Origin of the sequence: Exiguobacterium sp. H66, assembly GCF_018618705.1 — a bacterium.
Classification (GTDB): Bacteria; Bacillota; Bacilli; order Exiguobacteriales; family Exiguobacteriaceae; genus Exiguobacterium_A; species Exiguobacterium_A oxidotolerans.
The window spans coordinates 1-24,441 of sequence record NZ_JACSMQ010000002.1 but is presented as its reverse complement, the minus strand read 5'-3'; the positions used below and the strand labels follow the sequence as shown (position 1 = coordinate 24,441).

The 24,441-nt window shown below is 45.5% G+C and carries 22 protein-coding genes and 1 other annotated feature; of the genes, 12 read left to right on the top strand and 10 right to left on the bottom strand.

The features are described 5' to 3' along the window. Nucleotides 1-9: 9 nt before the first annotated feature. The gene (locus tag KNP88_RS03450) at nucleotides 10-1,122 is read right to left on the bottom strand and encodes an aminopeptidase (RefSeq protein WP_214892288.1); all 1,113 of its coding nucleotides are present in this window, start codon (nucleotides 1,120-1,122) and stop codon (nucleotides 10-12) included. A 140-nt stretch (nucleotides 1,123-1,262) separates the two neighbouring features. Here KNP88_RS03450 and KNP88_RS03445 point away from each other — a divergent pair, with 140 nt between their 5' ends. The 4 genes from KNP88_RS03445 (at nucleotide 1,263) to ccpA (ending at nucleotide 4,832) form a co-directional block, all read left to right on the top strand. Beyond that, nucleotides 1,263-1,835: a DUF948 domain-containing protein gene (locus KNP88_RS03445; RefSeq protein WP_029331178.1), complete on the top strand. Its 573-nt coding sequence runs from the start codon at nucleotides 1,263-1,265 to the stop codon at nucleotides 1,833-1,835. Beyond that, nucleotides 1,832-2,395 (top strand): YtxH domain-containing protein, encoded by a 564-nt coding sequence (locus tag KNP88_RS03440; protein ID WP_214892286.1) that lies wholly within the window; start codon nucleotides 1,832-1,834, stop codon nucleotides 2,393-2,395. The genes KNP88_RS03445 and KNP88_RS03440 overlap by 4 nt, the downstream gene beginning before the upstream one ends. 184 nt (nucleotides 2,396-2,579) lie before the next feature. Next, complete coding sequence (locus tag KNP88_RS03435) at nucleotides 2,580-3,665, top strand: bifunctional 3-deoxy-7-phosphoheptulonate synthase/chorismate mutase (RefSeq protein ID WP_088837633.1); 1,086 nt, start codon at nucleotides 2,580-2,582, stop codon at nucleotides 3,663-3,665. 156 nt (nucleotides 3,666-3,821) lie between these two features. Further along, nucleotides 3,822-4,832, top strand: coding sequence for a catabolite control protein A (gene ccpA / locus KNP88_RS03430; protein WP_088837632.1), 1,011 nt, complete (start codon nucleotides 3,822-3,824; stop codon nucleotides 4,830-4,832). A 74-nt stretch (nucleotides 4,833-4,906) separates the two neighbouring features. Here ccpA and KNP88_RS03425 read toward each other — a convergent pair whose 3' ends face one another. The 4 genes from KNP88_RS03425 to KNP88_RS03410 form a co-directional block, all read right to left on the bottom strand. Beyond that, nucleotides 4,907-5,662 carry a FixH family protein gene (locus tag KNP88_RS03425; protein WP_214892284.1) on the bottom strand — a complete coding sequence of 252 codons (756 nt, stop codon included), beginning with the start codon at nucleotides 5,660-5,662 and terminating at the stop codon, nucleotides 4,907-4,909. Between the two features lie 110 nt (nucleotides 5,663-5,772). Then, a complete protein-coding gene (locus KNP88_RS03420) occupies nucleotides 5,773-6,966 on the bottom strand; it encodes an acetoin utilization protein AcuC (protein WP_214892282.1) in 1,194 nt (397 codons plus the stop codon). Then, nucleotides 6,963-7,595, bottom strand: a complete 633-nt coding sequence (locus tag KNP88_RS03415) for an acetoin utilization AcuB family protein (protein WP_029331172.1) — start codon at nucleotides 7,593-7,595, stop codon at nucleotides 6,963-6,965. The genes KNP88_RS03420 and KNP88_RS03415 overlap by 4 nt, the downstream gene beginning before the upstream one ends. Nucleotides 7,596-7,607: 12 nt before the next feature. Further along, entirely contained in the window at nucleotides 7,608-8,240 is a 633-nt protein-coding gene (locus KNP88_RS03410; protein ID WP_214892280.1) for a GNAT family N-acetyltransferase, read from the bottom strand. Between the two features lie 145 nt (nucleotides 8,241-8,385). Here KNP88_RS03410 and acsA point away from each other — a divergent pair, with 145 nt between their 5' ends. Continuing rightward, a complete protein-coding gene (gene acsA, locus KNP88_RS03405) occupies nucleotides 8,386-10,089 on the top strand; it encodes an acetate--CoA ligase (RefSeq protein ID WP_214892277.1) in 1,704 nt (567 codons plus the stop codon). Nucleotides 10,090-10,221: 132 nt separating this feature from the next. Here the strand turns inward: acsA and KNP88_RS03400 are convergent, their stop codons facing one another. Next, the gene (locus KNP88_RS03400; RefSeq protein ID WP_214766582.1) at nucleotides 10,222-12,744 is read right to left on the bottom strand and encodes a transglycosylase domain-containing protein; all 2,523 of its coding nucleotides are present in this window, start codon (nucleotides 12,742-12,744) and stop codon (nucleotides 10,222-10,224) included. A gap of 151 nt (nucleotides 12,745-12,895) precedes the next feature. Next, nucleotides 12,896-13,097, top strand: a binding site (T-box leader). A gap of 50 nt (nucleotides 13,098-13,147) precedes the next feature. On the opposite strand from KNP88_RS03400, the gene tyrS reads away from it, so the two are divergent. Then, nucleotides 13,148-14,395 (top strand): tyrosine--tRNA ligase, encoded by a 1,248-nt coding sequence (tyrS, locus tag KNP88_RS03395; protein ID WP_214766580.1) that lies wholly within the window; start codon nucleotides 13,148-13,150, stop codon nucleotides 14,393-14,395. A gap of 51 nt (nucleotides 14,396-14,446) precedes the next feature. Here tyrS and KNP88_RS03390 read toward each other — a convergent pair whose 3' ends face one another. The 3 genes from KNP88_RS03390 to KNP88_RS03380 all read right to left on the bottom strand — a co-directional run bounded on the left by KNP88_RS03390 (nucleotide 14,447) and on the right by KNP88_RS03380 (nucleotide 16,431). After that, the gene (locus tag KNP88_RS03390; protein WP_088837624.1) at nucleotides 14,447-14,974 is read right to left on the bottom strand and encodes a biotin transporter BioY; all 528 of its coding nucleotides are present in this window, start codon (nucleotides 14,972-14,974) and stop codon (nucleotides 14,447-14,449) included. A 146-nt stretch (nucleotides 14,975-15,120) separates the two neighbouring features. Further along, complete coding sequence (gene rpsD, locus KNP88_RS03385; RefSeq protein ID WP_012371102.1) at nucleotides 15,121-15,720, bottom strand: 30S ribosomal protein S4; 600 nt, start codon at nucleotides 15,718-15,720, stop codon at nucleotides 15,121-15,123. 225 nt (nucleotides 15,721-15,945) lie between these two features. After that, nucleotides 15,946-16,431, bottom strand: coding sequence for a GAF domain-containing protein (locus KNP88_RS03380; protein WP_088838511.1), 486 nt, complete (start codon nucleotides 16,429-16,431; stop codon nucleotides 15,946-15,948). Between the two features lie 224 nt (nucleotides 16,432-16,655). On the opposite strand from KNP88_RS03380, the gene ezrA reads away from it, so the two are divergent. Next, the gene (gene ezrA, locus KNP88_RS03375; RefSeq protein ID WP_088837623.1) at nucleotides 16,656-18,362 is read left to right on the top strand and encodes a septation ring formation regulator EzrA; all 1,707 of its coding nucleotides are present in this window, start codon (nucleotides 16,656-16,658) and stop codon (nucleotides 18,360-18,362) included. 66 nt (nucleotides 18,363-18,428) lie between these two features. Further along, complete coding sequence (locus KNP88_RS03370) at nucleotides 18,429-19,994, top strand: amidohydrolase (protein ID WP_214804337.1); 1,566 nt, start codon at nucleotides 18,429-18,431, stop codon at nucleotides 19,992-19,994. A gap of 246 nt (nucleotides 19,995-20,240) precedes the next feature. Here the strand turns inward: KNP88_RS03370 and KNP88_RS03365 are convergent, their stop codons facing one another. After that, the gene (locus KNP88_RS03365; RefSeq protein ID WP_029331162.1) at nucleotides 20,241-21,056 is read right to left on the bottom strand and encodes an NAD kinase; all 816 of its coding nucleotides are present in this window, start codon (nucleotides 21,054-21,056) and stop codon (nucleotides 20,241-20,243) included. 167 nt (nucleotides 21,057-21,223) lie between these two features. Here KNP88_RS03365 and tpx point away from each other — a divergent pair, with 167 nt between their 5' ends. The 4 genes from tpx to KNP88_RS15790 all read left to right on the top strand — a co-directional run. Then, the gene (tpx, locus tag KNP88_RS03360; protein ID WP_157898524.1) at nucleotides 21,224-21,721 is read left to right on the top strand and encodes a thiol peroxidase; all 498 of its coding nucleotides are present in this window, start codon (nucleotides 21,224-21,226) and stop codon (nucleotides 21,719-21,721) included. Between the two features lie 103 nt (nucleotides 21,722-21,824). Next, nucleotides 21,825-22,733 (top strand): class I SAM-dependent methyltransferase, encoded by a 909-nt coding sequence (locus tag KNP88_RS03355; RefSeq protein WP_088837620.1) that lies wholly within the window; start codon nucleotides 21,825-21,827, stop codon nucleotides 22,731-22,733. 122 nt (nucleotides 22,734-22,855) lie between these two features. Continuing rightward, nucleotides 22,856-24,067: an acetate kinase gene (locus KNP88_RS03350; protein WP_088837619.1), complete on the top strand. Its 1,212-nt coding sequence runs from the start codon at nucleotides 22,856-22,858 to the stop codon at nucleotides 24,065-24,067. Nucleotides 24,068-24,302: 235 nt separating this feature from the next. After that, nucleotides 24,303-24,441 (top strand): helix-turn-helix domain-containing protein (locus KNP88_RS15790; protein WP_214892816.1); only part of this gene is annotated, 139 nt, incomplete at its 3' end.

Here is a 24,441-nt window from a genome sequence, read left to right as displayed (position 1 = left end):
GTTTTCTACTTATTTTAGATTTTCCGGGTTCAAGACGTCGAGTTCAGGAAGGACGAATCGTCCATCTTTACGAATCAAGACATCGTCAAACCAAATTTCACCGCCGCCATAATCCGGGCGTTGAATGTTGACCAAGTCCCAATGGACCGAAGAATCGTTTCCGTTATAGGCTTCAGCGTAAGCTTGACCCGGCGTAAAGTGGAAACTGCCATCAATTTTTTCGTCAAATAAAATATCTTTCATCGGATGTTGGATGAATGGATTGACACCAATCGCAAACTCACCGACGAAACGGGCGCCGGCATCTGTATCAAACACTTGATTGATGCGCTCCGTATCGTTCGCCGTTGCTTCAACAATTTTTCCGTTTTCGAACGTCAATTTTACGTTTTCGAACGTAAATCCTTGATAAGGTGACGGTGTATTATAGGAAATGACGCCGTTGACGGAATCTTTGACAGGGGCCGTAAAGACTTCACCGTCCGGAATGTTGGCATTACCGGCACACTTGATTGCGGCGATGTCTTTAATCGAGAACGTTAAATCTGTCCCGTCCCCGACGAGGCGGACACGATCGGTCTTGTTCATCAGCTCGACGAGTGGTTCCATCGCCTTGCCCATTTTCTCGTAATCCAGCGTACAGACATCAAAGTAGAAGTCTTCAAACGCTTCTGTCGATTGGTTGGCAAGTTGAGCCATCGAAGCTGTCGGGAAACGGAGGACGACCCATTTCGTTCCTTTAACACGATCTTGGGTATGCATTTTCCCTAATGTTTGTCCGTATAACTTCATTTTGTCCGATGGCACGTCAGATAATTCATTGATGTTATCCCCGGCACGTAAGCCGATATAAGCGTCCATCGCTTGCATCTGCTTTTGCTCGATGTCAGCCATCAATTGAAGTTGCTCTTCTGATGCATTTCGGTATAATTTTCGTAGGATACGATTATCTTTCAACAGGACGAATGGAAGTCCGCCTGCTTCATAGGCAGCATCAACGAGTGCTTCGACTAATTCGCGCTCAATTCCGAAATTTTCAATTAAAACTTTTTCACCAGGAGCGAGTGCAACAGAATAATTAATTAAGTTCGTTGCAAGTTGTGTAAGACGTGAATCGCGCATGAATAGTTCCCCCTCTAATTTGCGTATGTAGGTTTCATCTATCATTGTAACGGAAATAAACCAATTGGAGTAGCAGGAACGACTCGAGATACGTCGAACTACCAACAAGACACTAGCAAAAGAAATTGGAGGCATGAATCATGGAAATCACATTAGGCGGTATCGCCGGACTAGTCGCTGCGATCGCATTCGTAGTGCTCGTTATCTTCCTTGCGCGCGTACTTGGTGCAGCAAGCAAGACACTAAATAATGTCGCAGACACGACAGCAGGGCTTGAACGCCAGTTAGACGGAATTATGATGGAGACGACGGCGTTGCTACATAAAACGAATCGTCTTGTCGATACAATCGAAGAAAAAACAGAGCTCCTTGCGCCGGTTGCGAATTCGATTGAAGAGTTAGGCACATCGCTAAACAAAGTGACGGATTCTGTTCGAACTGTTTCTGATACAGTAGCAGGGGCAGCAGATACGAACAAAGAACAGATTGCTCAAGCGGTTCGTTGGGGTTCAGTCGCTGTTGAACTCTTTAAAAAGAATAAACCGGAATCAGGTCAACCTGTTTCATCTTCTAGTACGGCTACGACAACGGTGGAGAAAAAACAACGCCGCCGTTTCCGTAAACAGGCAGATACACCGGTGACACCGGAAGTCGTGTCAGTGCCGGATGTTGAAAGTATTCCAGATGAATTGAAGGGAGATCGTAAATCATGACAAAACAACACCCATACCAAGCCCAGGACCAAAATACTTCAAAAGGTGGCGGCTTCTTAGCAGGTATCATCGTTGGAGGATTGATTGGTGCAGCCGCTGCGTTACTTTCAAGTCCGAAGTCAGGAAGCGAGATGCGTGGCATGCTCGATGAGCGTACAGCTCCTGCACGTCAACGCTTGAATGAACAGACGCAAGTGGTCCGTGAAAAAGCGGAGCCGCTCGTCGGCGAATGGATTCAACTGGCAAAAGATAAAGCAGCACCGGTCATCGAAAAAGCGAAAAAAAATTCAACTGTTCAAGAAGCGGCACAATACGCTGGTTTTGAAAAAGATCAGGCAAGCATTGACACAGCACTCGCAGAAGCAGAACAACTCGTACGAGACATCGAACGTGAAATCGGTGAGGAAGTGAACGGTGCAGCTGTTGCGGAACAACTCGATACAGAGACTGTCGCTGATCTTTCAGAACTGCGTGAAGGTTTAGAAGAAGATCAAGAAGATGAGGCTGAGGAAAACGATCCGCAAGCAGACATGGCAAACGAGAAAAAGCCGAAGAAGTAATTTACTGAACGTATTAGCTGCTTTTAATAGCTAATACGTTTTATTTTTTTGTATAATTTGATTTGATAAGAGCACATCAAAAAAAAGAATGGGTTCGAGTAGTTCTATCATGTACAATCGGCATGAAGTCGGCTATAATTAGTTGCTATTACGAGCTATATGCTGATTAGGGAGTGGTAGACAGATGGATCAACAAGCAGAATTAAAACGTTTACGCGATGAACTCGATTTAGTGAACGCTGATTTACTAGAATTAATCAACAAGCGGGGCGAAATCGCCGTCGAAATCGGTAAAGTAAAACGTGCGCAAGGGCTCGACCGTTACGACCCGGTTCGTGAACGTCAGATGCTTGAGTCGATTGCCGAAAATAACCATGGTCCTTTTGAAAATGGGCGCCTTCAGCATATGTTCAAAGAGATTTTTAAAGCGTCACTTGAACTACAGGGGGAAGACCGGACACGTAAATTGCTCGTGTCACGTAAACAAAAACCAACGAATACGATTATCCGTGTTGGAGATGATGTCATCGGTGACGGATCCCAACAACTGATTGCTGGGCCTTGTGCCGTTGAAAGTGAGGAACAAGTCTTTGAAGTAGCCGCACAGCTTGCAAAGCATGGTGTTCGTTTCATGCGTGGTGGGGCATACAAACCACGGACATCGCCTTACGATTTCCAAGGGCTCGGTTTAGAAGGATTGAAGATGTTAAAAAAAGCAGCAGATGCGCATAACTTACATGTCATTACCGAAATTATGACGCCGAGTGCCGTTGAATCTGCTTTACCATATGTTGATATCATTCAAGTCGGTGCACGTAACATGCAAAACTTCGATTTGTTAAAAGAAGTCGGGCGTACGAACAAACCCGTTCTTCTAAAACGTGGTCTTTCAGCAACACTCGAAGAGTTCATGTACGCAGCTGAATACATTATGGCGAGCGGGAACGATCAAGTCATCCTATGCGAGCGCGGTATTCGTACTTACGAACGCGCGACACGGAATACACTTGATATTTCTGCCGTTCCTATCCTGAAGCAAGAAACGCATCTTCCTGTCATGGTCGATGTCACACACTCGACAGGACGAAAAGATATTCTTTTACCGACGGCGAAAGCTGCATATGCTGTTGGGGCAGATGCCGTCATGGTCGAAGTGCATCCATTCCCTGCATTGGCACTGTCTGATGCGAACCAACAACTTGATTTTAAAGAATTCGATGCGTTCGTCGAAAACTTAACGTCAACTTTTCCGGCACTAAACGTTCAATGATTTTGTAAAAAGGGTAACCTATAGCGAATGAAAACGTTTTACAATGAAGGAAGAATGGGAAAAGAAAGATATCTTTTCCTGTCTTCCTTTCGTGTTGTCTAAAAATGAAAATGAGAATGAAAACGAAATGATTGTTTAAATAAGGAGGAATTTGCTTTGAACAGTAATATTACAATTTATGATGTAGCACGCGAAGCCGCTGTTTCGATGGCGACTGTCTCCCGGGTAGTTAACGGAAATCCGAACGTCAAGCCATCCACGCGCAAGAAAGTCCAGGATGCAATCGATCAACTCGGGTATCGCCCAAATGCCGTCGCACGTGGACTCGCAAGTAAAAAAACGACAACGGTCGGAGTCATCGTACCGGATATCTCAAATATTTTCTTTGCCGATTTAGCGCGTGGGATTGAAGATGTCGCGACGATGTACAAATACAACATCATTTTATGTAATTCCGATCAAAATCGTGAAAAAGAAATCCATCTCTTGAATACGTTGCTCGGAAAACAAGTCGATGGCATCATTTTCATGGGTGGACGCCTTCATGAAGATTTAGTCCGCGAATTCAAAACATCCCCTGTGCCGATCGTATTAGCAGCGACGCTCAATCAAGACTATGATCTTCCTGCTGTCAACATCGATTACGAGAGTGCGGCATATGACGCCGTCAAATCATTGATCGATCATGGACATAAACGGATCGGGTTCATCACGGGTCCACTCGAGCAACAGATTAACGGTGAGAAGAAATTTGCCGGGTACCGTAATGCCCTGGAAGAAGCCAATCTTCCGTTTGACGAACAAAATGTCGTTTTAGGAAACTACACGTATGATTCAGGAATGAAGGCAATGAACCAACTGCTTGAACTCGGTGAGGAGTGCCCACGTGCAATCTTCGCTGGGACGGATGAAATGGCTCTCGGTGTCATTCATGCCTTACAGGACGCAGGTCACCGTGTTCCTGAAGACTTCGAAGTCATCGGACACGATAATACACGTCTCGCGACGATGATTCGTCCGAAGCTGACGACTGTCGTGCAACCGATGTATGATATCGGAGCAGTTTCGATGCGTCTGTTGACTAAAATCTTGAATCAAGAAGAAATTGAAACAAATGATGTAACGTTACCGCACCGGATTGAGCACCGGGACTCTACACGTTCATGATGTTCAAACAAAAATCGTCCTCTTTCCTAGTCGAGTCTAGGAAAAAAGACGATTTTTGTTTTGTTCTAAATTATTTAAGGTGTCACGGTAATAAGTTGATCTTGATGGTGATGCAACTGATCATTCTCGACGTGGAGTCGGACCGTCGTTTGACCAGCTTGTGCTAATTTGACTTGACCGACGTACATATCGTCTTTCAACGTTAGTGGAATGTACGTATGTTTTTCGACACCTTCTTCGATGACTTCGGCTTGGACATCTGCTTTTAAGACTTCACCCTTTTCAAAAATATGAAACGAAACGGGGAGCGTCGCACCTGCCGTGACTTTCGTTGCCCCCATATAGTGAACGGCAAGATTTTCGCTCGAAGCATGATCATGATCAGCATCAGTATGTGAAGCTTCTTCATGCGAATGATCCATCACAGTAAAAGAAATTTTATCCATATGATGTAGACCTTTTTTATCATTAATATGATAGAGACCTTCATATTCGCCCTCAGCGAGTGTTGCTTCTGCTTGGTACGAGCCGGTTTTTTCCAAAGTAGCTTTAATTTTTTTATGAGCAGTATCTTTTTCGTCTGCTTTCCAAATCTCGAACGTCACATCTTCTACATTGACTGCTTTTTTATCTTCGACAGCAGTTGCTTTAAATATGACCTTTTCATCAGCCATCGTTTTTGCTGGAACCACTACTTTGACGTCGACTGCCGGTTTCCCACTACCTTGCATCGCGTCGTGGTCCATCGCCTTTTCGTCGCTATTGTTGCATCCTGCAAGAAATAGACCAGTTGCAAGTACGGCAACACTCATCCCCATCATTTTCTTCATGTTCAGTCCCCCAATTATTCATTTACTATGTAAAGTATTGAAACCTTATTTAGTATACCAATAACTTGTGAAATCCGAACGAAGTATATGTGAAAAGTACAGGACAATTTTTAATCACTCGAGTAGGGTGAAGCTTCTGCTAAACGGTCTTTTTTCGCGTCATCGATAAATGGCCATAGGAGTCGTTTAACGGTTTCCCAGTTTTTTTCCTCGATTTCAGGTCGACGGGGAATCGAAGGGTACACTGGCAATTGATCTGCCCACGTGGTCGGAACCGTCGTGCTCTGTTTTGTCCATCGCTCAATCCAGTCTTTCGGGAGGTCCCCACTAAATGGTGCACGATTTGTCAAAGCTGCGAAGACTTGACTCCAGGCGCGGGGAACGACACGGTACCAATCGTATCCTCCTCCGCCTAAAGCGACAATCCGGCCTTTCGTATAACGGTTTGCTGCTTCGACAGCGATTTGCGGAATTTGTTCATAACTTTTCATCGTGAGCGACAAGTGAGTCAATGGATCAAGCGCGTGGGCATCGGCACCATTTTGCGTAATGATCAAGTCAGGTTGGAACAACTCACAGGCTTCGAACAAGGCAGTCCGATAGGCGAGTAAAAACGAAGCGTCTTCCGTAAAAGCATCAAATGGAATGTTCCAACTGAAGCCATAACCCTCTTCAGATCCGCGCTCTGTCACCATACCTGTCCCCGGGAAGAGATAACGTCCTGTTTCATGCAGTGACAGCGTCATGGCATCAGAACGATTATAAAAAGCCCACTGGACACCATCGCCATGGTGCGCATCGGTATCGACATAAAGAATACGACACGCATATTTTTCAATCATCGCCGCCATGGCGACTGCTGTATCGTTGTAGATACAAAAGCCTGAAGCACGACCACGAAAACCATGGTGCAGACCACCCGCGATATGAAATGTCCGTTTATATCGTCCGGACAAGACGAGTTCGCAAGCCTCAATTGTTCCACCGACGAGTAGTGCGGCACCTTCATGCATGTCAGGGAAGACGGGTGTATCTTCTGTTGCGAGCCCATACATCTGTGCCTTCATTGGTGTCAGTTCACCTTGACCCGCCAGCTTGACGGCTTGAATATAATCGGCATCATGTACGAGTCGTAACTCCTCATCCGTTGCGCGACGTGGTGCGATACAGTCGACGTCCTTGAGTGCCCCCATCGTCTCTAAGAGAGAGACGGTCAAGTCCAGTCGAATTGGGTTGAAAGGATGTGTATCGGAAAAACGATAATTCGTTTCTTCCTCACTGTAAATATAAGCAAACTCTTTCATCGGCTGACGTCGGGACCGAGTACATCGAATCCTTCCTTCCGTAACTTTTCGATGATTCGAATCGGATTCATCGTCTGGACACGAAAAGCGACGATGCGGACATACGGATCAGGCGTAGGATACACGAGGACATTTAAGATATTGATATTCGTTTTGGCGAGTAGATTCGCAATCTTTGCTAATGTACCCGCTGTATTTTCAACACGCACTTCGATTTGTGAGCTCGGCTCGAGCGCTCCTGTTAATTGAACGAATGTCCGAAGCAAATCGGTTTCTGTCATTAAGCCGACGAGACGCCGTCCCCGAACAATCGGTAAGCAAGATAAGCGATGTTCATAAAATAAAATCGCGGCGTCTTCAATGAAATCAAGCGGGTGTGCCGTGATAGGAGTTTGTTGCATGATACTTGAAACGGAATTTTGTTGATCAACGTGAAGGGTATCTGGATGAAAGACACTGCTTGCACTTTGGAGCTCTTTTAAACCGATGAGACCGACAAGTTCATGACGGGCGTTTGTCACGGGAATATGGCGAATCTCATGACGTTGCATCAATTCTGCGGCATGCGCAATAGAATTTGTTGGTTGAATCGTAATACACTTCGTCTTCATGATTTGTTCGATTAACATGCTATTCCTCCTTTAATCGTACATGAAGCGACGGCGGAGCCGTAAAGCATCGAAATGAGCGACGACTTCTGGTGCGACATGTTTCCCGATACGTGCCATTAAACAATTAGCCGGATGCGATGCAATCTCTGGATCATCGGTCGGGAAAAAGACGAGACCCCCGTGGTTCATCATCTTTTCCATGATTTTTCGATAATCCCAAACAGATAGTCCACTGCCTTTTAAATCCCAATGCCAGTAATACTCGGTCGTCAAGATTAAGTAGTTTTCCATGGCCGGATCGAGCATCGATACCTCGAGAAGCTTTTTACCAATCTGTTGACTGCGAAAACGAGCAGACACTTCAATCGCACCTAGCTCTAAAATATATGGATTATTTCCTTCGCTCCATGTCTCATAGGGATCAGGGTAAAGGAATGTGACATAGCCGATGATTTCTTGATTTTGCCTAGCGATAATGATCCGTCCTTCATCTAAATCCGCGATTTCAAGGAGCGCTTGATGCTGCTCTTTCGGTTGCCTGAAGGCAGTTAAACCGTCATCGAGGAGGTAAGTGGCGAGTTGTTTACTCGCGACAGGTCCTTCGATTTCAACTGGACCGAGCGATGTTTCATGAGTACGATGATTGAATTGTTTTTCAAACATGTAAGCGTCACCACCTTTCTCTTTATTATAGCCGAAGCGAGTTGCGGAAAGAGAGGGATTTTTTAACAAATTAACGGCAATCGATTGAACTACACCATAACTAGCTTATAATGGAGAGGAGTATAGAGAAGGGGAGGAACGAGAGATGAAAGTTTTGAAAGCGCTTCCGGGTAAGCATTGGTTATCCGACTATAATGAATCGGCGTCATACGATTGGCAAGAAGCGGAACAATATTTTTCATGGGCAACGACGGGGAAAGTCAATATGGCCCATGAAGCAATTGACCGTCATGCTGAAGGTGAACGAGCGAATAAAAAAGCTCTGATTTACTTTGATGGAACGACGGAGCAAACTTTTACGTATGCTGACATGAAACGTTTGACGAACAAAGCGGCAAACGTTTTGACGGATGCTGGAATCAAAGCAGGAGACCGAATTTTTATCTTCATGCCACGTTCGCCAGAACTTTATTTTGCGTTGCTCGGTGCCTTGAAAGTCGGAGCAATCGTCGGTCCGTTGTTTGAAGCCTTCATGGAACAAGCTGTACGCGACCGCTTGCTTGATTCTGAAGCAAAGATGTTGATTACGACGAAAGCATTATTACCACGTGTTCCGCTTGAAGAGTTATCGACACTCGAATCCGTCTTTTTAGTCGATGAAGACATCGAGACGACAGATCGGCTACTGGACTTCCGGTCAGTGTTCGAGTCCGCGTCAGATGTGTTCGAACCGGTTTGGCTCGACCGGGAAGACGGTCTCATCTTACATTATACGTCCGGGTCGACGGGAAAACCAAAAGGGGTCTTACACGCTCAAAATGCTATGATTCAACACATGATGACCGGACGTTGGGTTCTTGACCTTCAGGAAGATGATATCTATTGGTGTACAGCAGATCCGGGCTGGGTGACGGGGACGAGTTATGGGATTTTTGCCCCTTTCTTAAATGGTGCGACGAATGTCATCGTCGGTGGTCGGTTCAATCCAGAGTTTTGGTACAGTGTCATTGAAAAATACAAGGTAACGGTTTGGTATAGTGCACCGACCGCATTCCGGATGCTGATGGGGGCCGGCGCAGACGTCGCACAAACACATGACTTGTCGAGCTTACGGCACGTGTTATCCGTCGGAGAACCGCTCAACCCAGAAGTCGTTCGTTGGGGAAAAGAAGCATTCGACCAACGCATCCATGATACGTGGTGGATGACGGAAACAGGGGCAATGATGATTTGCAACTACAAATCGATGGACATCAAACCAGGGTCGATGGGGAAACCGATTCCTGGGACAGAAGCTGCAATCATCGATGATCAAGGGAATGAGTTACCTCCGTTTAGAATGGGCAATTTAGCTTTGAAAACACCGTGGCCATCCATGATGCGGCAAATCTGGAATAATCCACAAAAGTATGAATCATACTTCTTCAAAGGATGGTACGTTTCAGGAGATTCTGCATATATGGATGATGAAGGATACTTCTGGTTCCAAGGACGCGTCGATGATGTCATCATGACGGCAGGAGAACGGGTGGGACCGTTCGAAGTTGAAAGTCGTCTTGTCGAGCACCCGGCAGTTGCAGAAGCCGGTGTCATCGGGAAACCGGATCCAGTACGTGGTGAAATCATCAAAGCCTTCATTTCGTTACGAGACGGCTATGAACCGACTGAAGAATTGAAACAAGAAATTCAGGCGTTCGTCAAAGAAGGACTGGCAGCACATGCGGCGCCACGTGAGATTGACTTCCGAGACAAGCTACCGAAAACCCGGAGTGGTAAAATCATGCGCCGTGTCTTGAAGGCGTGGGAACTAAATCTTGAAGCGGGTGACCTCTCGACGATGGAAGAATGATGTCAGAGTAAGTGACGTATAGGATTGATTGTTCTTGAACTACCAACGATGCTTCGTTGGTAGTTTTTTAATTATGAACAAAAAAACGAAGTTCACTGTTACGTGAACTTCGTTTTTTTTTTTTGAATGGCTTCATTCAGTTTTTTTGTCGTCTTCTTTTGCTTTCTTTTCAGCATCAGCCTTCGCCTCTGCTTCTTTCTTCTTAGCCTCCGCATCGGCTTTCGCCTTGTCGTCAGCCGCTTTTTTCTTAGCCTCTGCATCAGCTTTCGCTTTGGCATCGGCCGCTTTTTTCGCGTCCGCATCGGCTGCTTTATCTTCAGCAGCTTTCTTTTCAGCGTCAGCTTTTGCTTGCGCTTCAGCGTCGTCTTTCTTCTTCGCGTCTGCTTCTTTTTCTTTTGCCTCGGCCTCTTTTTTCTTTTCTTCAGCGGCTTTTTTCTTCGCTTCCGCTTCTTTTTTCTTTTTATCTTCTTCTTTGAATGAACCTGAGTTCTTGAAGTCATCTGCGTCTACTGAAGCCGGTTGATTGAAGCGTGCACCTGACTTGAAGTAACTGTTGTTCGCAGCATACGTTGCATTTGCCATCTGTGCCCACAGGTTCTGGGTGCGTTGGTAATATGTCGTTGCACCCATCAATGAGTTGTTTTGATCATGCCCCGTCCAAACCGCGAGTGTAACCCCTGGTGTTGAAGCAACGAGGTAAGAGTCCTTAATTTCGTTCGTCGTTCCGGTCTTACCGGCCCAATCGCCAGGTACTTTTAATAACGAGTTCGCATAACGAGCTGTCCCGTTATCAAAGACACCACGCATCATATCAAGCGTTAAATAAGCCGTACGCTCTTCGTAGATTTTTTCTTTTTTCGATTTAGCTTTATAGATGCTTTTCCCGTCTTTCGTAATCTTCGAGATGATATACGGTTCGACGTATTCACCGTAGTTCGCGAGCATCGCATAAGCACCAGCAAGCTCAACCGGTGTGATTTCCATCGTTCCAAGAGCAGCAGATGGTGCGTACCGGATGCTGTCAGGAACTTTAATACCCATGTCGACTAGTTTTTGAATCGAGTTCGACATATTCATTTTTTCGTAAATCTTCACGGCTGGAACGTTGAGTGAAAGTTCCAATGCCTCACGGACCGTCACATTACCTCGGTAACGCCCGCCTTCATTGTTGATTGGGTTGTCACCTGGTTGACGTGGAACCGTTTGATAATAATACTTTTCATCATTAACGGTCGAAGCCGGTGTAATCAAGCCGTTTTCGATACCGTTCGAATAAACAAGAATTGGTTTGGCTGTCGAACCGATTTGACGTTTTGCCTGGAACGCGCGGTTGAAATCATCCGCCGTTCCATCTGTGTAACGTCCACCGACGAAGCCTAAGATACGACCTGTCTCATTTTGAATCATGACAGCAGCCGTTTCTTCTGGATCTTTTTTCGAGACCGTCTTTTTCGTTTTTGGATCAACGACTTGCGTGTATTGTGGAGAAGCAGGGAAGTTGGCAGCATTTTTAGCTGGTGCCTGCATCGCCTCGTGAATTTTCTTATCAAGTGTCAAGTGAATCTTGTATCCGCCTTGACGCATGGCAACTAAAGCCTGTTCCTGATAGTTCGCTTTGACTTCTGCGAGTTCGGATGGTTTTACTTCATCTTCTTTGACGCCATCCTTTTTCATGAAATAGCTCGTCATGATTTTCAAGGCTTCTTTTTCAGCAAGATCGTAAACGTACGGGTACGTATCACGCGAACGTGTTGACGTTTTGGCGAAGTCTTTTGTGATATCGTATTTGACGGCTTTTTCATATTGCTTTTTCGTAATGTTTTTTGCGACATACATCCGTTTTAGAACAGTTTTCATCCGGTTCGTACTTGCTGTCAAATCTTCTTTGACGACACCACCTTGAAGGTAGGGTGTGTAATAATACGGGTTTTTCGGAATGCCTGCTAAGAAGGCTGCTTGTGGTAATGTCAGTTTTTTCGCGGATTTATTGAAGACACCACGAGAGGCGGCTTCGATTCCGGCAATATTTCGTCCGAGAGAGTTTCGACCGAATGAGACAACGTTTAAATAGGCTTGTAGAATTTCATCCTTCGTCATCGCATTTTCGAGACGAAGTGCTAAGATGATTTCTTTTGCTTTCCGTTCGAATGAAACTTCATTCGTTAAAATTTGGTTTTTAATCAATTGTTGTGTCAACGTACTGCCACCCGTCCGAGAAGACGAGTTCGTTAACTCCTGTAAGACTGCCCGGAGTGTTGCTTTCGGTACGACGCCATCATGTTCATAAAAATCGACATCTTCCGTCGAAAGAACAGCGTCTAGCAGGTAAGGTGAAATTTCTTTGATGTTGACCGGTTGACGTTCTTCATCTGTTGAAATGTTCGTCAACTTTTCGCCACTGCCCCAGTAAATTTCACTCGTAATGGCATAACTATTAACTTGTTGCTTCATTTCCGTTAATTCTGGTGCTTTTGTATCTTTGACGAGCGAAGCGAAATAGCCGCCTGCTGCACCGACAGAAAAACTCCCAATCAGTAGGACAGCAATGATGAGGAATAAAATGATATTCCAAGATACGTCATATGTGATATTCGACCAGTGCCGAACGGCTTTCGTTCGGGGATGATTCCAAAACTTGGACCAGTTCTCGCGCATAAATGATCTCCTTTACATCTTAAACTTGGGTGTAAATTAACATTAAATCACAGATAGACGTATTATACCACAACTGAAACGTGACAATGTCTCTTGACAGTCGATTCTACTTCGACGTATCATGAAAACATCTTATGAAAAATATACGAAAAAATCAGCTGTGATTGGAATTAGTAATGGAACGCTCCCTGTATCAGAGACCTAGTGGTGCTGCGAACTAGGACATAGCGTGTTCATGAATTACGTCTCCAGGAGCTTCTTGAGAAATCAGGCGGACCGTCCCGTTATCGACGATCTAAGTGGCATGTGTTGCATGCAATTAGGGTGGTACCACGGAATATTCCGTCCCTTCGTTCAGTCGGAGGGGCGGTTTTTTTATACAATTTTTTTAGGGGGAAAACAGATGACTTTACTTGAGGATTTAGAGTTTCGCGGCCTAATCAGCCAAATGACAGATGAAGAAGGTATTAAAGAACTCCTGGCAAGTCCGACAACACTGTACACGGGATTCGACCCGACAGCAGATTCATTGCATATCGGACACCTGTTACCAATTCTCGTTCTACGCCGTTTCCAAGAAGCGGGGCACCACGTGGTCGGTCTCGTCGGTGGCGCAACCGGGATGATTGGAGATCCAAGTGGGCGGTCGACAGAACGATCACTGAACACGTCGGATATCGTCGAAGAATTTGCGAACCGCATCAAAGGGCAATTATCACGCTTTTTACCGCTGGATGGCGAAAACCCTGTGACGATTGCGAACAACCTGGATTGGACAAAAGATTTAACGATCATCGATTTCTTGCGCGATATCGGAAAACACTTCCCGATCAGCTACATGCTAGCGAAAGACTCTGTTGATTCACGCCTTCAGAACGGGATTTCTTTCACAGAGTTTTCGTACATGTTATTACAATCATTTGATTTCTTAAAGCTCTATGAAAATGAAGGGTGCCGCCTTCAAGTCGGTGGAAGTGATCAGTGGGGAAACATTACAGCAGGGATGGAACTCATCCGACGCGTTGGTCACGAAGAGAAAGCATTCGGAATTACCGTGCCACTCGTCACGAAATCAGACGGGCAAAAATTCGGGAAAACAGCAGGCGGGGCAGTGTGGCTCGATGCCGAAAAAACGACACCATACGAGTTTTACCAGTTTTGGTTCAACGTCGATGACCTTGATGTCGTCAAATTCCTGAAATACTTTACGTTCTTGACACACGAAGAACTGGAAGGATTGCAAACGGAAGTGGAAACGGCACCTGAAAAACGGATTGCCCAGCGCCGTCTGGCAGAAGAGATGACGAAACTTGTCCATGGCAGCGAAGCGCTTGAACAAGCGGAGCGAATTACGAAAGCACTCTTCAGTGGTGACATCAAAACATTGCAGGCGGCTGATATCGCAGATGCCTTTAAAGGGATGCCACGCTTTACGCTTGGTGAAGCAACGAATCTTGTCGACGTACTCGTCGAAGCGAAAATCAGTCCTTCGAAGCGTCAAGCGCGAGAAGACGTGACGAATGGCGCAATCTACATCAATGGAGACCGTGAACAAGAGTTGACGAAAGAGATCACGAAGCAAGATGCGATTGGTGACTTCACGATCATCCGTCGTGGGAAAAAGAAATACTTCGTACTTGAACATGCGTAAGTGATATAACAAAAAAGAACGCTGACGAATGCTCGTCAGCGTTCTTTTTGTTTAGGCTGTTCTAAAAATACGGAGTGGTAATAAACGAACGGCAATCGTCGTGGCAAGCAGCGCTTTTAGCGTATCACCGATGATGAACGGGACATTAATGACGAGGGCATCCATGAATGATAAATGTAGGACGAGCATTAAACCGAATGTTCCGAGTAAGTAAACGAGACCAAGTCCGAAAACGACCATTCCAAAAAACAATGGGATAAAGCGAGTCGTTCGTTCGGCGACATAGCCGATGAAGAAGCCGGCAATCGGGAAGGCGACTAAATACCCTACAGTCGGTCCGACGAACGGGGCAAGACCACCTTTGCCTCCGAGAAGTGGTAATCCGGCAGCAGCGAGCAGCAAAAAAATCAAGACGGCAAGCCCGCCACGCTTCGCACCGAGAATGGCACTGACCGTCATGATGGCAAGCATCTGGAGTGTGATCGGTACAGGTCCGACGAGTTGAAGTTGTGGTAGTAAACTAATGGCTGAGATGATTGCAGCACCGAGTGCAGTAAATGTAAGATCTTTTGTTTTCATGATGGATGAGGGCCTCTTTTCTTTTTGTGTTAACCAATATAAATAAAAGGTTAACACAAAAAGAAAATGATGCAACTACTATTTTTAAAAAATGTTAAAAGGACACAAAAAAAGCACCCACCGAAGTGAGTGCTAAAAACAACAGATTAACGTGAGTAGTACTCAACGACGAGTTGTTCTTGGATTTGATCGTTCAATTCAGAACGCTCTGGAAGACGGACGAACGTTCCTTCGAGCTTCTCAGCATCGAAAGTAACGAAGTCTTTAGTTGCTGGAGCAACTTCGAGTGCTTCTTTGATAACGACAAAGTTCTTCGATTTTTCGCGAACTGAGATCGTTTGACCTGGTTTCACGCGGAACGACGGGATGTCGACGCGAGCGCCATCAACTTGGATGTGACCGTGGTTGACGAGCTGACGAGCAGCACGACGTGTACGAGCCATACCCATACGGTAAACGACGTTGTCAAGACGTGCTTCAAGTAAGAACATGAAGTTCTCACCGTGGATACCAGGCATTTTGCCAGCATCGTTGAAGATACGGTTGAATTGGCGTTCGTTTACTCCGTACATGTGACGAAGCGTTTGCTTCGCTTGAAGTTGAAGACCGTACTCAGACATTTTGCGACGGCTGTTACCGTGTTGTCCTGGAGCGTACGGACGTTTTGCGATTTCTTTTCCTGTTTCAGTAAGAGAGATACCGAGACGACGTGAAAGTTTCCAAGCTGGACCTGTATAGCGAGCCATAATAAGACTCCTCCTTAGTGTTCGTTATTATTTGCATAAAAATAATAACGCCATCAAACCCACGTTACGCCCATTTCATGGTGTGGCACCCTCGCTTGATAGCAAAGTTACACGATGCCCCTCCGGCAAAGCCGAGTCATGAAATGTGATACGCAAGCGATTTGACCGCTATCGTTATCATTTCTGCACTTTTACAAGTATACGTCTGCTTATTCCTGCTGTCAATCAAATATGACGAAGAAGAATTTCGCTAAAGGCTTCAAGGCCGGCTTGATCGGTTTCGTCAAAACGATTCAGTTCAGGACTGTCGATATCGAGGACACCAATCGTTTTTCCATCTTTAATTAATGGAATGACGATTTCTGAATTCGTTGCCGCATCACACGCGATATGGCCTGGGAAAGCATGGACATCCATGACCAGTTGTGTCGTTTGATCTTCTGCCGCTGTACCGCAGACACCACGACCGAATGGAATCCGGACACAAGCAGGTAAGCCTTGGAATGGCCCGAGAACGAGTTGATTTTGTTCTGCGTCCGTTAAATAGAAGCCGACCCAGTTCGTTCGATCGAGAAATTGACCAAGTAACGCACTCGCATTTGAAAGATTGGCAATTTGATTCGTTTCTCCAGTCAGTAAAGCATCAAGTTGCTTATTCAGCATGTCATATTGTTTTGTTCGGTCACCATCATACGTCGTTGTCTCAAACATCATTAAGATTCCTCCTGAAAAATCATATTTAATCTATCTTACCCGAGTTTTAAAGATGCTGACAAACAATTGATTTCTCGGCGAGACGCTGTAATCTGTGGAAGAAATCAGGAAAAGCCTTAGTAAATCTATGCAAATCGGTTGCGCTATACTATTATAAGGATAAGATTAAAAGCGAAATTGTTGAAAAATGGAATCGCTTGATAGGGTGGAGGTCGTGACAAATGTGGGCATGGGTGATTGGTGTCATCGTCATCGTATTACTCGTCATGTTATTTAGCATGATTAGTCGAAAAAAATATTATACAAAAATTGACGAGCTAGATATGCGCAAACAGGGGATTATTAGCGCATCAATTCCGAAGGAGTTACAAGAATTAAAGCAGCTTCCGATGGCGGGCGAGACGGAGACGAAATTCACTTCCTGGCATCAGGCTTGGGAGGAACTGTTGACAGTCCACGTCGCGCAAATCGATGAAACATTGTATCGAGCGGAAGAAGGGCTCGATAAATATCATTTCCTTGCCGTCAAGAATGATTTAGAAGTAACGGAACAATTAATCGGTGAGCTTGAAGGGTTAATCGATGAGATGCTGCGTGAGATGGAGACGTTTAAAAATAATCAATCTGCATTGACTTCATTGAAAGCGCAAGGTGAGACAGATTCAGGTCAAGTCCGTAAATCGTTGCTCCTACAAGCGACGTCGTTTGGTCCGGCATTAGCGAAACTTGAAGAACGCAGTGAAGAAATCGATCAGTTGCGTACAGAAATGTCTGCTTTTGAGGAAGCAGGTGAAGTGACGAAAGCGTATGAAACAAGCCTTCAGCTTGAAGAACGAGTCGCACAGACGCGTCAATTAGTCGAAGTGATTCCGAATCATTGGAAAGTCCTGGCACATGAGTTACGTCAACGAATCGACCAATTGAGCGCCGGATATAATGAAATGACGCTGGATGGCTATCCGCTTGAGCCGCTTGGAATGCAGTCGGATATTAAACGATTTGAGGAAACACGCCTCAACCTAGTTAAAAAACTTGAATTTCTAGAAATGGACGATTTAGAAGAACGCGTCCAGCAACTTTCGGCTGATGTCGACCAAATGTACGATACGTTCCGTCGTGAAGTCGACGCGCGTCATCATGTGAAAAAAGAAAATCAAGTCTTGAAACAAAAAGCACTGCGGATGCGTGAAAAAGTCCATCAATTGGCACAAGAATTTAGTTCGCTCCGTGAACAGTATGAGATTTCAGCTGACTTAGGAGAGCATTACGAGTCGATTCAGCGCGATGAAGAGATGTTGTTTGGGGCAGCAAAGGATTTAGACGAATCCATCGCTAGCCGAATCATTCCGTTCAGCATGTTAGAAGATCAGATGCGTGATGCCATTCGGCTGGAAGAACAATTAACGATTCAATACGAACGGTTCAGTATCGAACTCCAAGCACTACGCAAAGAAGAGCTGGAAGTACGCGAACGCATCAATGAATGGCGTCATGCATTCTCTAGTGCCCGGTTACGATTGAAACGGCTCGGGTTACCGAAGATGCCGCAAGATGTCGAAGAAGCGCTTCAAACAGCGAGTCGTTCGTTACAGACGCTCGAGGCACGTTTTGAGGAGATTCCGTTTAATGTCGGTTACATCGTTTCGCAAAGCGAAGATGTCAAGTTGACGTTTAAACAATTGCAAGAACGGATAGATACATTAGTGTTCGAAGTCACTTATGCAGAACGACTTGTCCAGTACGCGAATCGTTTCCGTCGCAATGATAATGAGATACATATGTCGTTGACGATTGCTGAGACGAAGTTCCTCGCTGGCGATTACGAACGTGCGATTTTACTAGGGGAACGTGTCCTCGAACAATTTGATCCACAATCAATTGAACGAATCAAACAAGCATGTGCCAAGCAAGAAACGATTCATATGTAATCATCACTGACAACTCAGGGTGGCCGCCGCGGTCACCCTGTTTTCGTAAAAAAAGGAGCGATTAAGATGGGAATACTTTATGTAAACGGAATCATTCGAACGATGGCGCATGAACATGATGTTCATCCGGCGATGTTTATCGAAGCAGGTCGGATTGTAGCCATGGGGGATGAGGGGAAGTTACGGCGACGTTTCGGTAAACGAGTCGAGTCGATTGAGAATCTGAATGGCAAAGCCGTCTATCCTGCCTTTACCGATGCGCACATCCACCTCATTGGATATGGCGAAGCGATAGGTCGTGTCGATGCTTCGCGTTACATGACGCTAGAAGAACTCGGACAGGCCTTTTTAAAAGCGGAAGCGATCAATGGAATTCATGTGGCGGAAGGCTACGACGAGACCAAGCTAGATCAAGCGCCAACAAAAGCTTGGTTGAATCAACTGTTCCCGACAGAACCAGCTTTACTAAAGCGGACGGATCGGCATACGGTACTCGTCAATGACGTATTGTTTGAACAATTGGGATATAAAGCATCAACGGTCATCGAGGGTGGGAAAATCGGTTTGCTCGATTCAGGGGAAGCAGATGGTTTTCTTTATGATGCAGCAATGGAACCGCTCTATGCGTTGCAAGCAGGATCGACGGAACGAAACAAATCATCGTTGCGCGCGGCAATCAAAGACTTATATCGTCATGGGATCGTAGCGGCACATACAGAGGATTTATCTTATCACGGTGCATTAAACGAAGTCTTATCAGCTTATAAAGAAGTGACGGAAGAAACGGGTTTTCATGCCCATCTTCTCGTGCATCATCTCGTCCTTGATGAATTCATTCAAGCAAACCCTGTTCTCCCTGACACGCTCTCAATTGGAGCGATGAAATTATTTGTCGATGGTGCCCTCGGTGGAAGAACGGCATTATTGCATCGTGGCTATTCGGATGACCCGACGACGCGTGGCATTGAAGTTCACTCGCAGGACCAACTTGAACAACTCGTGAAGCGAGCACGAAGTTACGGTTTCACTGTCGCGGCGCACGTCATCGGAGATCTTGCAATCGAACGTTTCGTGGATGTGCTTGAAAAGTATCCGGCTCCGAAAGGGACGCGCGATCGTATTATTCACGCAACGGTCGTACGACCTGAATTATTGGCACGGATTCGGAAGTTGCCCGTCTTAATTGATGTGCAACCGGTCTTCTTGTTAGATGATGCTGATTTTGCTGAAGCACGTCTCGGTTTGAAGCGTCTCGACTCAGCCTATCGCTTGAAGTCGCTAGCGGGCACAGGAGCCTTAATGTGTGGAGGCTCTGACGCGCCGATTTCAAGTCCCGATGTTCGCCGAGCGCTCTATGCAGCGACCGTGGGGAAAGCAGGGCGGATTAATAAATCGAACGAAGTTCTTTCAATGTACGAAGCATTGTTATTATTCACAAAAAATCCACATGTCGCAACAGAGACACATGGACGAAAAGGAATGTTATTGCCTGGATATGATGCAGACTTCGTCATCTTCGAAGAAGATTTTTATCGTCTTGCAGATGAACAGATTCTTACGAATCGACTAGTCGAAACGGTACAACAAGGAAAAACGGTCTATCGCCAGGAAGCATCTTTGACAACGACTTAAGAGGTTGCGTTCGTTCCGTAAATCCTCAAAAGGGGATGACTCATAGTCAGATTAACACCACCCCTTGTGACGGACGCGCTTCCTTTCCCCTCGGAGTCGAGGATGAACGTTTCCGTCCTCTATCAATCAAATGACCGATGATCCGCTTTTCGCGGTTTAAAGCGATTCAAGACGTTCTTTTCTGTACGTTCCTTAGGTGATAAAAAACTTCCTTGTCCTTGGTGGACAGGGAAGTTTTTGTTTGTTTTATAAGAATGACCGTTGGATTTTGTGCCAAAATGTATTGTTCGTTAATTTGACGGTTTTTAATTCTTTATCGGACAATTGGATGTCGACGGAGTCCGTTCGTTTTAAGCTTAACGCTTCATTGTCCATCCCGATGATCGGATAGTCGTTTCCGTCTTCGATGATGCGAAGCGATAATTTACGACCACGGTTCAAGAGGAAAGCCGATCCGAGCGTCCGGTAGCGGTTATTGTTGACGGATGCGATTTCGCTGACTTGGAGGCAGTGAATCAATGGATCGACGATTGCACCAGACAAGGACTTGTTATAAGCGGTCGATCCGGTCGGCGTCGAAATGACCATACCATCGCCACGGAACGTTTCAAATAAGAATCCATCAATGTAGACTTCAATTGCGAGTGATTTAATGATGCTCGATTTAACGGAACATTCATTGAGGCAAAGCATACCTGGCCCGCCATTGATCGATGCTTCAAGCAATGGATAACGTCGGACTTCAATTTCGCCATTCGAGACGCGATCGCCTGTTTCTTTGAAAATGGCTTCGACGGAGGACAGGTCATTAATGTCGAAGTCACAGTAAAAGGAATTTGGACCTTCTGCGAAACCGACATAGATGGCATCGTCACGGAAGCCTGTAAAGCGAGCTGCTTGAAGAAACGCGCCGTCACCACCGATTGAAACGATGATATTTGCTTGTTTATGATCCTGGACGACATTCAATCCGTATCGCTTGCCGACTTCAACTAATTTACGTACCTGCGTCTCGTGTCTTTGTTTATTTCGGTAATACAGGTAGACATTGTTTCGAGCCATGGTCAATTCCCCCTTGAAAGCGTTTCATGTACTCTTTCATTATAACTGTTTTTTCAGAAATCGGGAACCGATAGCTAGGAAGTTCGTCAGAAAGCTTGCGTTATAAGGCGAACATTCCTATAGTAAGATTGGAAATGCATTTGAAAGACAACATGGGGAAATGGGGAATACACATGGCAACGTTTAAAGGAAATGATATTACATTACTTGGTACACAAGTTGAAGTCGGACAACAAGCACCAGACTTCGAGGTACTCGCTAACGATCTTTCGCCGGTTTCGCGCGATACATACAAAGGAATTCGTATGATTAGCGTCGTTCCATCGATCGATACGGGCGTCTGTGACGCTCAAACACGTAAGTTCAATGAAGAAGCAGCACAAATCGATGGCGTGACAGTGTTGACAATCTCAAACGACCTTCCGTTCGCACAACGTCGCTGGTGTGCCGCAAGCGGGCTTGATAATGTCGTAACATTATCGGATCACCGTGATTTATCGTTTGGGCATAGCTATGGCGTCGCGATTGAAGAACTTCGTTTGCTAGCTCGTTCGGTATTCGTTATTGATTCAGCAAATCAAGTCGTCTATGTCGAATATATGCCAGAATCGACAGACGAAGTGAATTTTGATGCGGCGATCGCCGCAGCAAAAGCTGCGAAGTAAGAATAGTTTACAAACGACGTAAAACAGATACAATGGATGTAATGAGAAGAACGGCTCCCAGGAAATATGGGGGGCCGTTTCGTTTTGAAAGGATGAACTGACGATGGAAGCATTAGAAAAATTATATAAGGAACTAACGCAACAAACGAGAAAATTAGAACGCGACCTTGATATGCCCTATTTAGAGGCGCTGACGGAGGTCATTGATCGCTTAAATGACCGCCATACTGAAAAAGTCGATCCGGAAGTCATTCGGAAAGCTGTTTCGCTTGCTGTTCTCGAAGGAATGAAACAGGCACAACCGAATCATTTGCCGACACCGGACAGCGTTGCATTGTTTGCAGGTTATTTAATCGGGAAACTAATCAAGAAGGACGACGCTCGGTTACTTGATCTTGGTAGTGGAACAGGTGGGATGCTTCATGCCGTCATGAGTCAACTTCCGACGGGGACGGCAGCAGAAGCAGTCGAAGTCGATGAAACGTTAGTCCGGTTATCGGCTTCAATCACGGAATTACTCAATTATCCCGTCACTTACACGCATCAAGATGCACTCCGTCCTCTACTGTTAGATCCGGTCGATCTCGCGATGGCAGACTTGCCGATTGGTTACTATCCGGACGAAGAAGTATCAAAAGAGTATGTGTTAAAACGAGAAGAAGGAATGAGTTACAGCCACTTTCTTTTGATTGAACAGGCGATGAATTATGTTAAACCAGGCGGATTCGGTGTCTTTGTCATCCCGAATGGATTATTTGAGCACGATACGGAAGGGAAATTGAAGCAGTATTTTGAGACGAAGGCACATGTCGTCGGCATCTTGCAACTGCCATTAACCATGTTCAAGCAAGAACAGGCAGCAAAAAGTTATTTAATCGTCCGAAATCACCTAGCGGGAATGACGATGCCAAAACAAGCATTACTTGCTGAACTCCCGTCATTCACCGATGCACGTGCATTTGGTGGAATGGTGAAACAGATTGATGAATGGATTAATACAGAATTAAAATGAAAAGTGAAAAGTAATTGAATTCTATTGTTAATTTGACTATCCTAATGTAAGACAGAAAAAATAGAACACCCACACAGATGTGAATGTCTACTGATTTTGAATGGAAAAGGGGAAAATAGATCATGGCAAAAATTATGGCGGTAAATGCTGGTAGTTCGTCGCTTAAGTTCCAACTACTTGAGATGCCGAGTGAAACGTTAGTAGCAATCGGTTTAGTAGAGCGTGTCGGGAAAGACGATGCAATCTTTACAATTAAATATGGTGAAGGGCAAAAGTATACAGACGTCCTTCCGCTTGCAACACATAAAGAAGCAGTAGAACTCTCACTTGAAAAGTTGATGGAGTTTGGCATCATTTCTTCTTACGATGAAATCAAAGGTGTTGGACACCGTGTCCTTCATGGTAAAGAAAAGTATGCGGATTCTGTCGTGATTACGGAAGATGTCATTAAAGATATCGATTCCTATACAGAGCTCGGTCCACTCCACATCCCACCAAACTTGATTGGGATTCGTGCGTTCCAAGCAATCTTGCCGGAAGTCGAGCAAGTGGCTGTCTTCGATACGGCCTTCCACCAAACGATGCCAGAAGAAAACTTCCTTTACAGCCTTCCGTACGAATACTATACGGAATACGGCATTCGGAAATATGGCTTCCACGGTACGAGCCACAAATATGTTACGGAACGTGCATCTGAGTTGCTCGGACGTCCGCTTAAAGACCTTCGTTTGATTTCTTGTCACCTCGGTAGTGGGGCATCGATTGCAGCAGTTGCTGGCGGTGAGTCACTCGATACGACGATGGGCTTCACGCCACTTGAAGGAATTACGATGGGAACACGTTCTGGTTCGCTTGACCCGGCCTTGATTCCGTTCCTGATGGAGAAAACAGGGAAGTCGGCAGAAGACGTCTTGAACGTCATGAACAAAGAATCAGGAATCTACGGATTATCTGGTCTTTCAAGTGACTTACGTGATGTTGAATCAGCAGCAACGGAAGGAAACCACCGTTCTGAAATGGCACTTCGTATTTTCGCGAACCGGATTCATGGATACATCGGACAATATGCTGCAGAGATGAACGGCGTCGATGCCATCATCTTCACGGCAGGTGTCGGTGAAAACTCTGATTCGATTCGTGAGCGTGTTCTCCGTGGACTCGAGTTCATGGGCGTCTACTGGGATCCATCGCTTAACAACGGAGCGCGTGGAGAAGAACTCTTCATCAACTACCCGCACTCACCAGTCAAAGTCATCATCATTCCAACGAATGAAGAATTGATGATCGCACGTGATACAGTTCGTGTCGGTGGATTGATTGAACAAAATGCATAAGTACTAACATGCAGAAGGCCGGACATGACGTCCGGCCTTCTGACTGTAGACAATGTGCTATCGGGAGATCAAGCGTCTTTTTTCGTTGCTTTCCTCGGGCGAGGCGCAAGCCGTTGCTCCTTGGATCCTAGCGGACAACGAGCAGGGTCTTGCCTGCCTCTAAATGATATGCTCCCCAAAAAAGTAGACAGTTGAAATAAGAAAAACTGTTTACTTTTGAAAGGAGCTTTTTTCTATGTCCAAATTTAAGCGTTCCGCTAGTGAAAAACTATATGCCATCCAAACTTATGAAGAAGGAGTGTCCACGTTGTGGGAAGTCGCAAGACTCTTCGGGGTCACACAATCGACCCTACTCAGATGGAGACAGATGTATC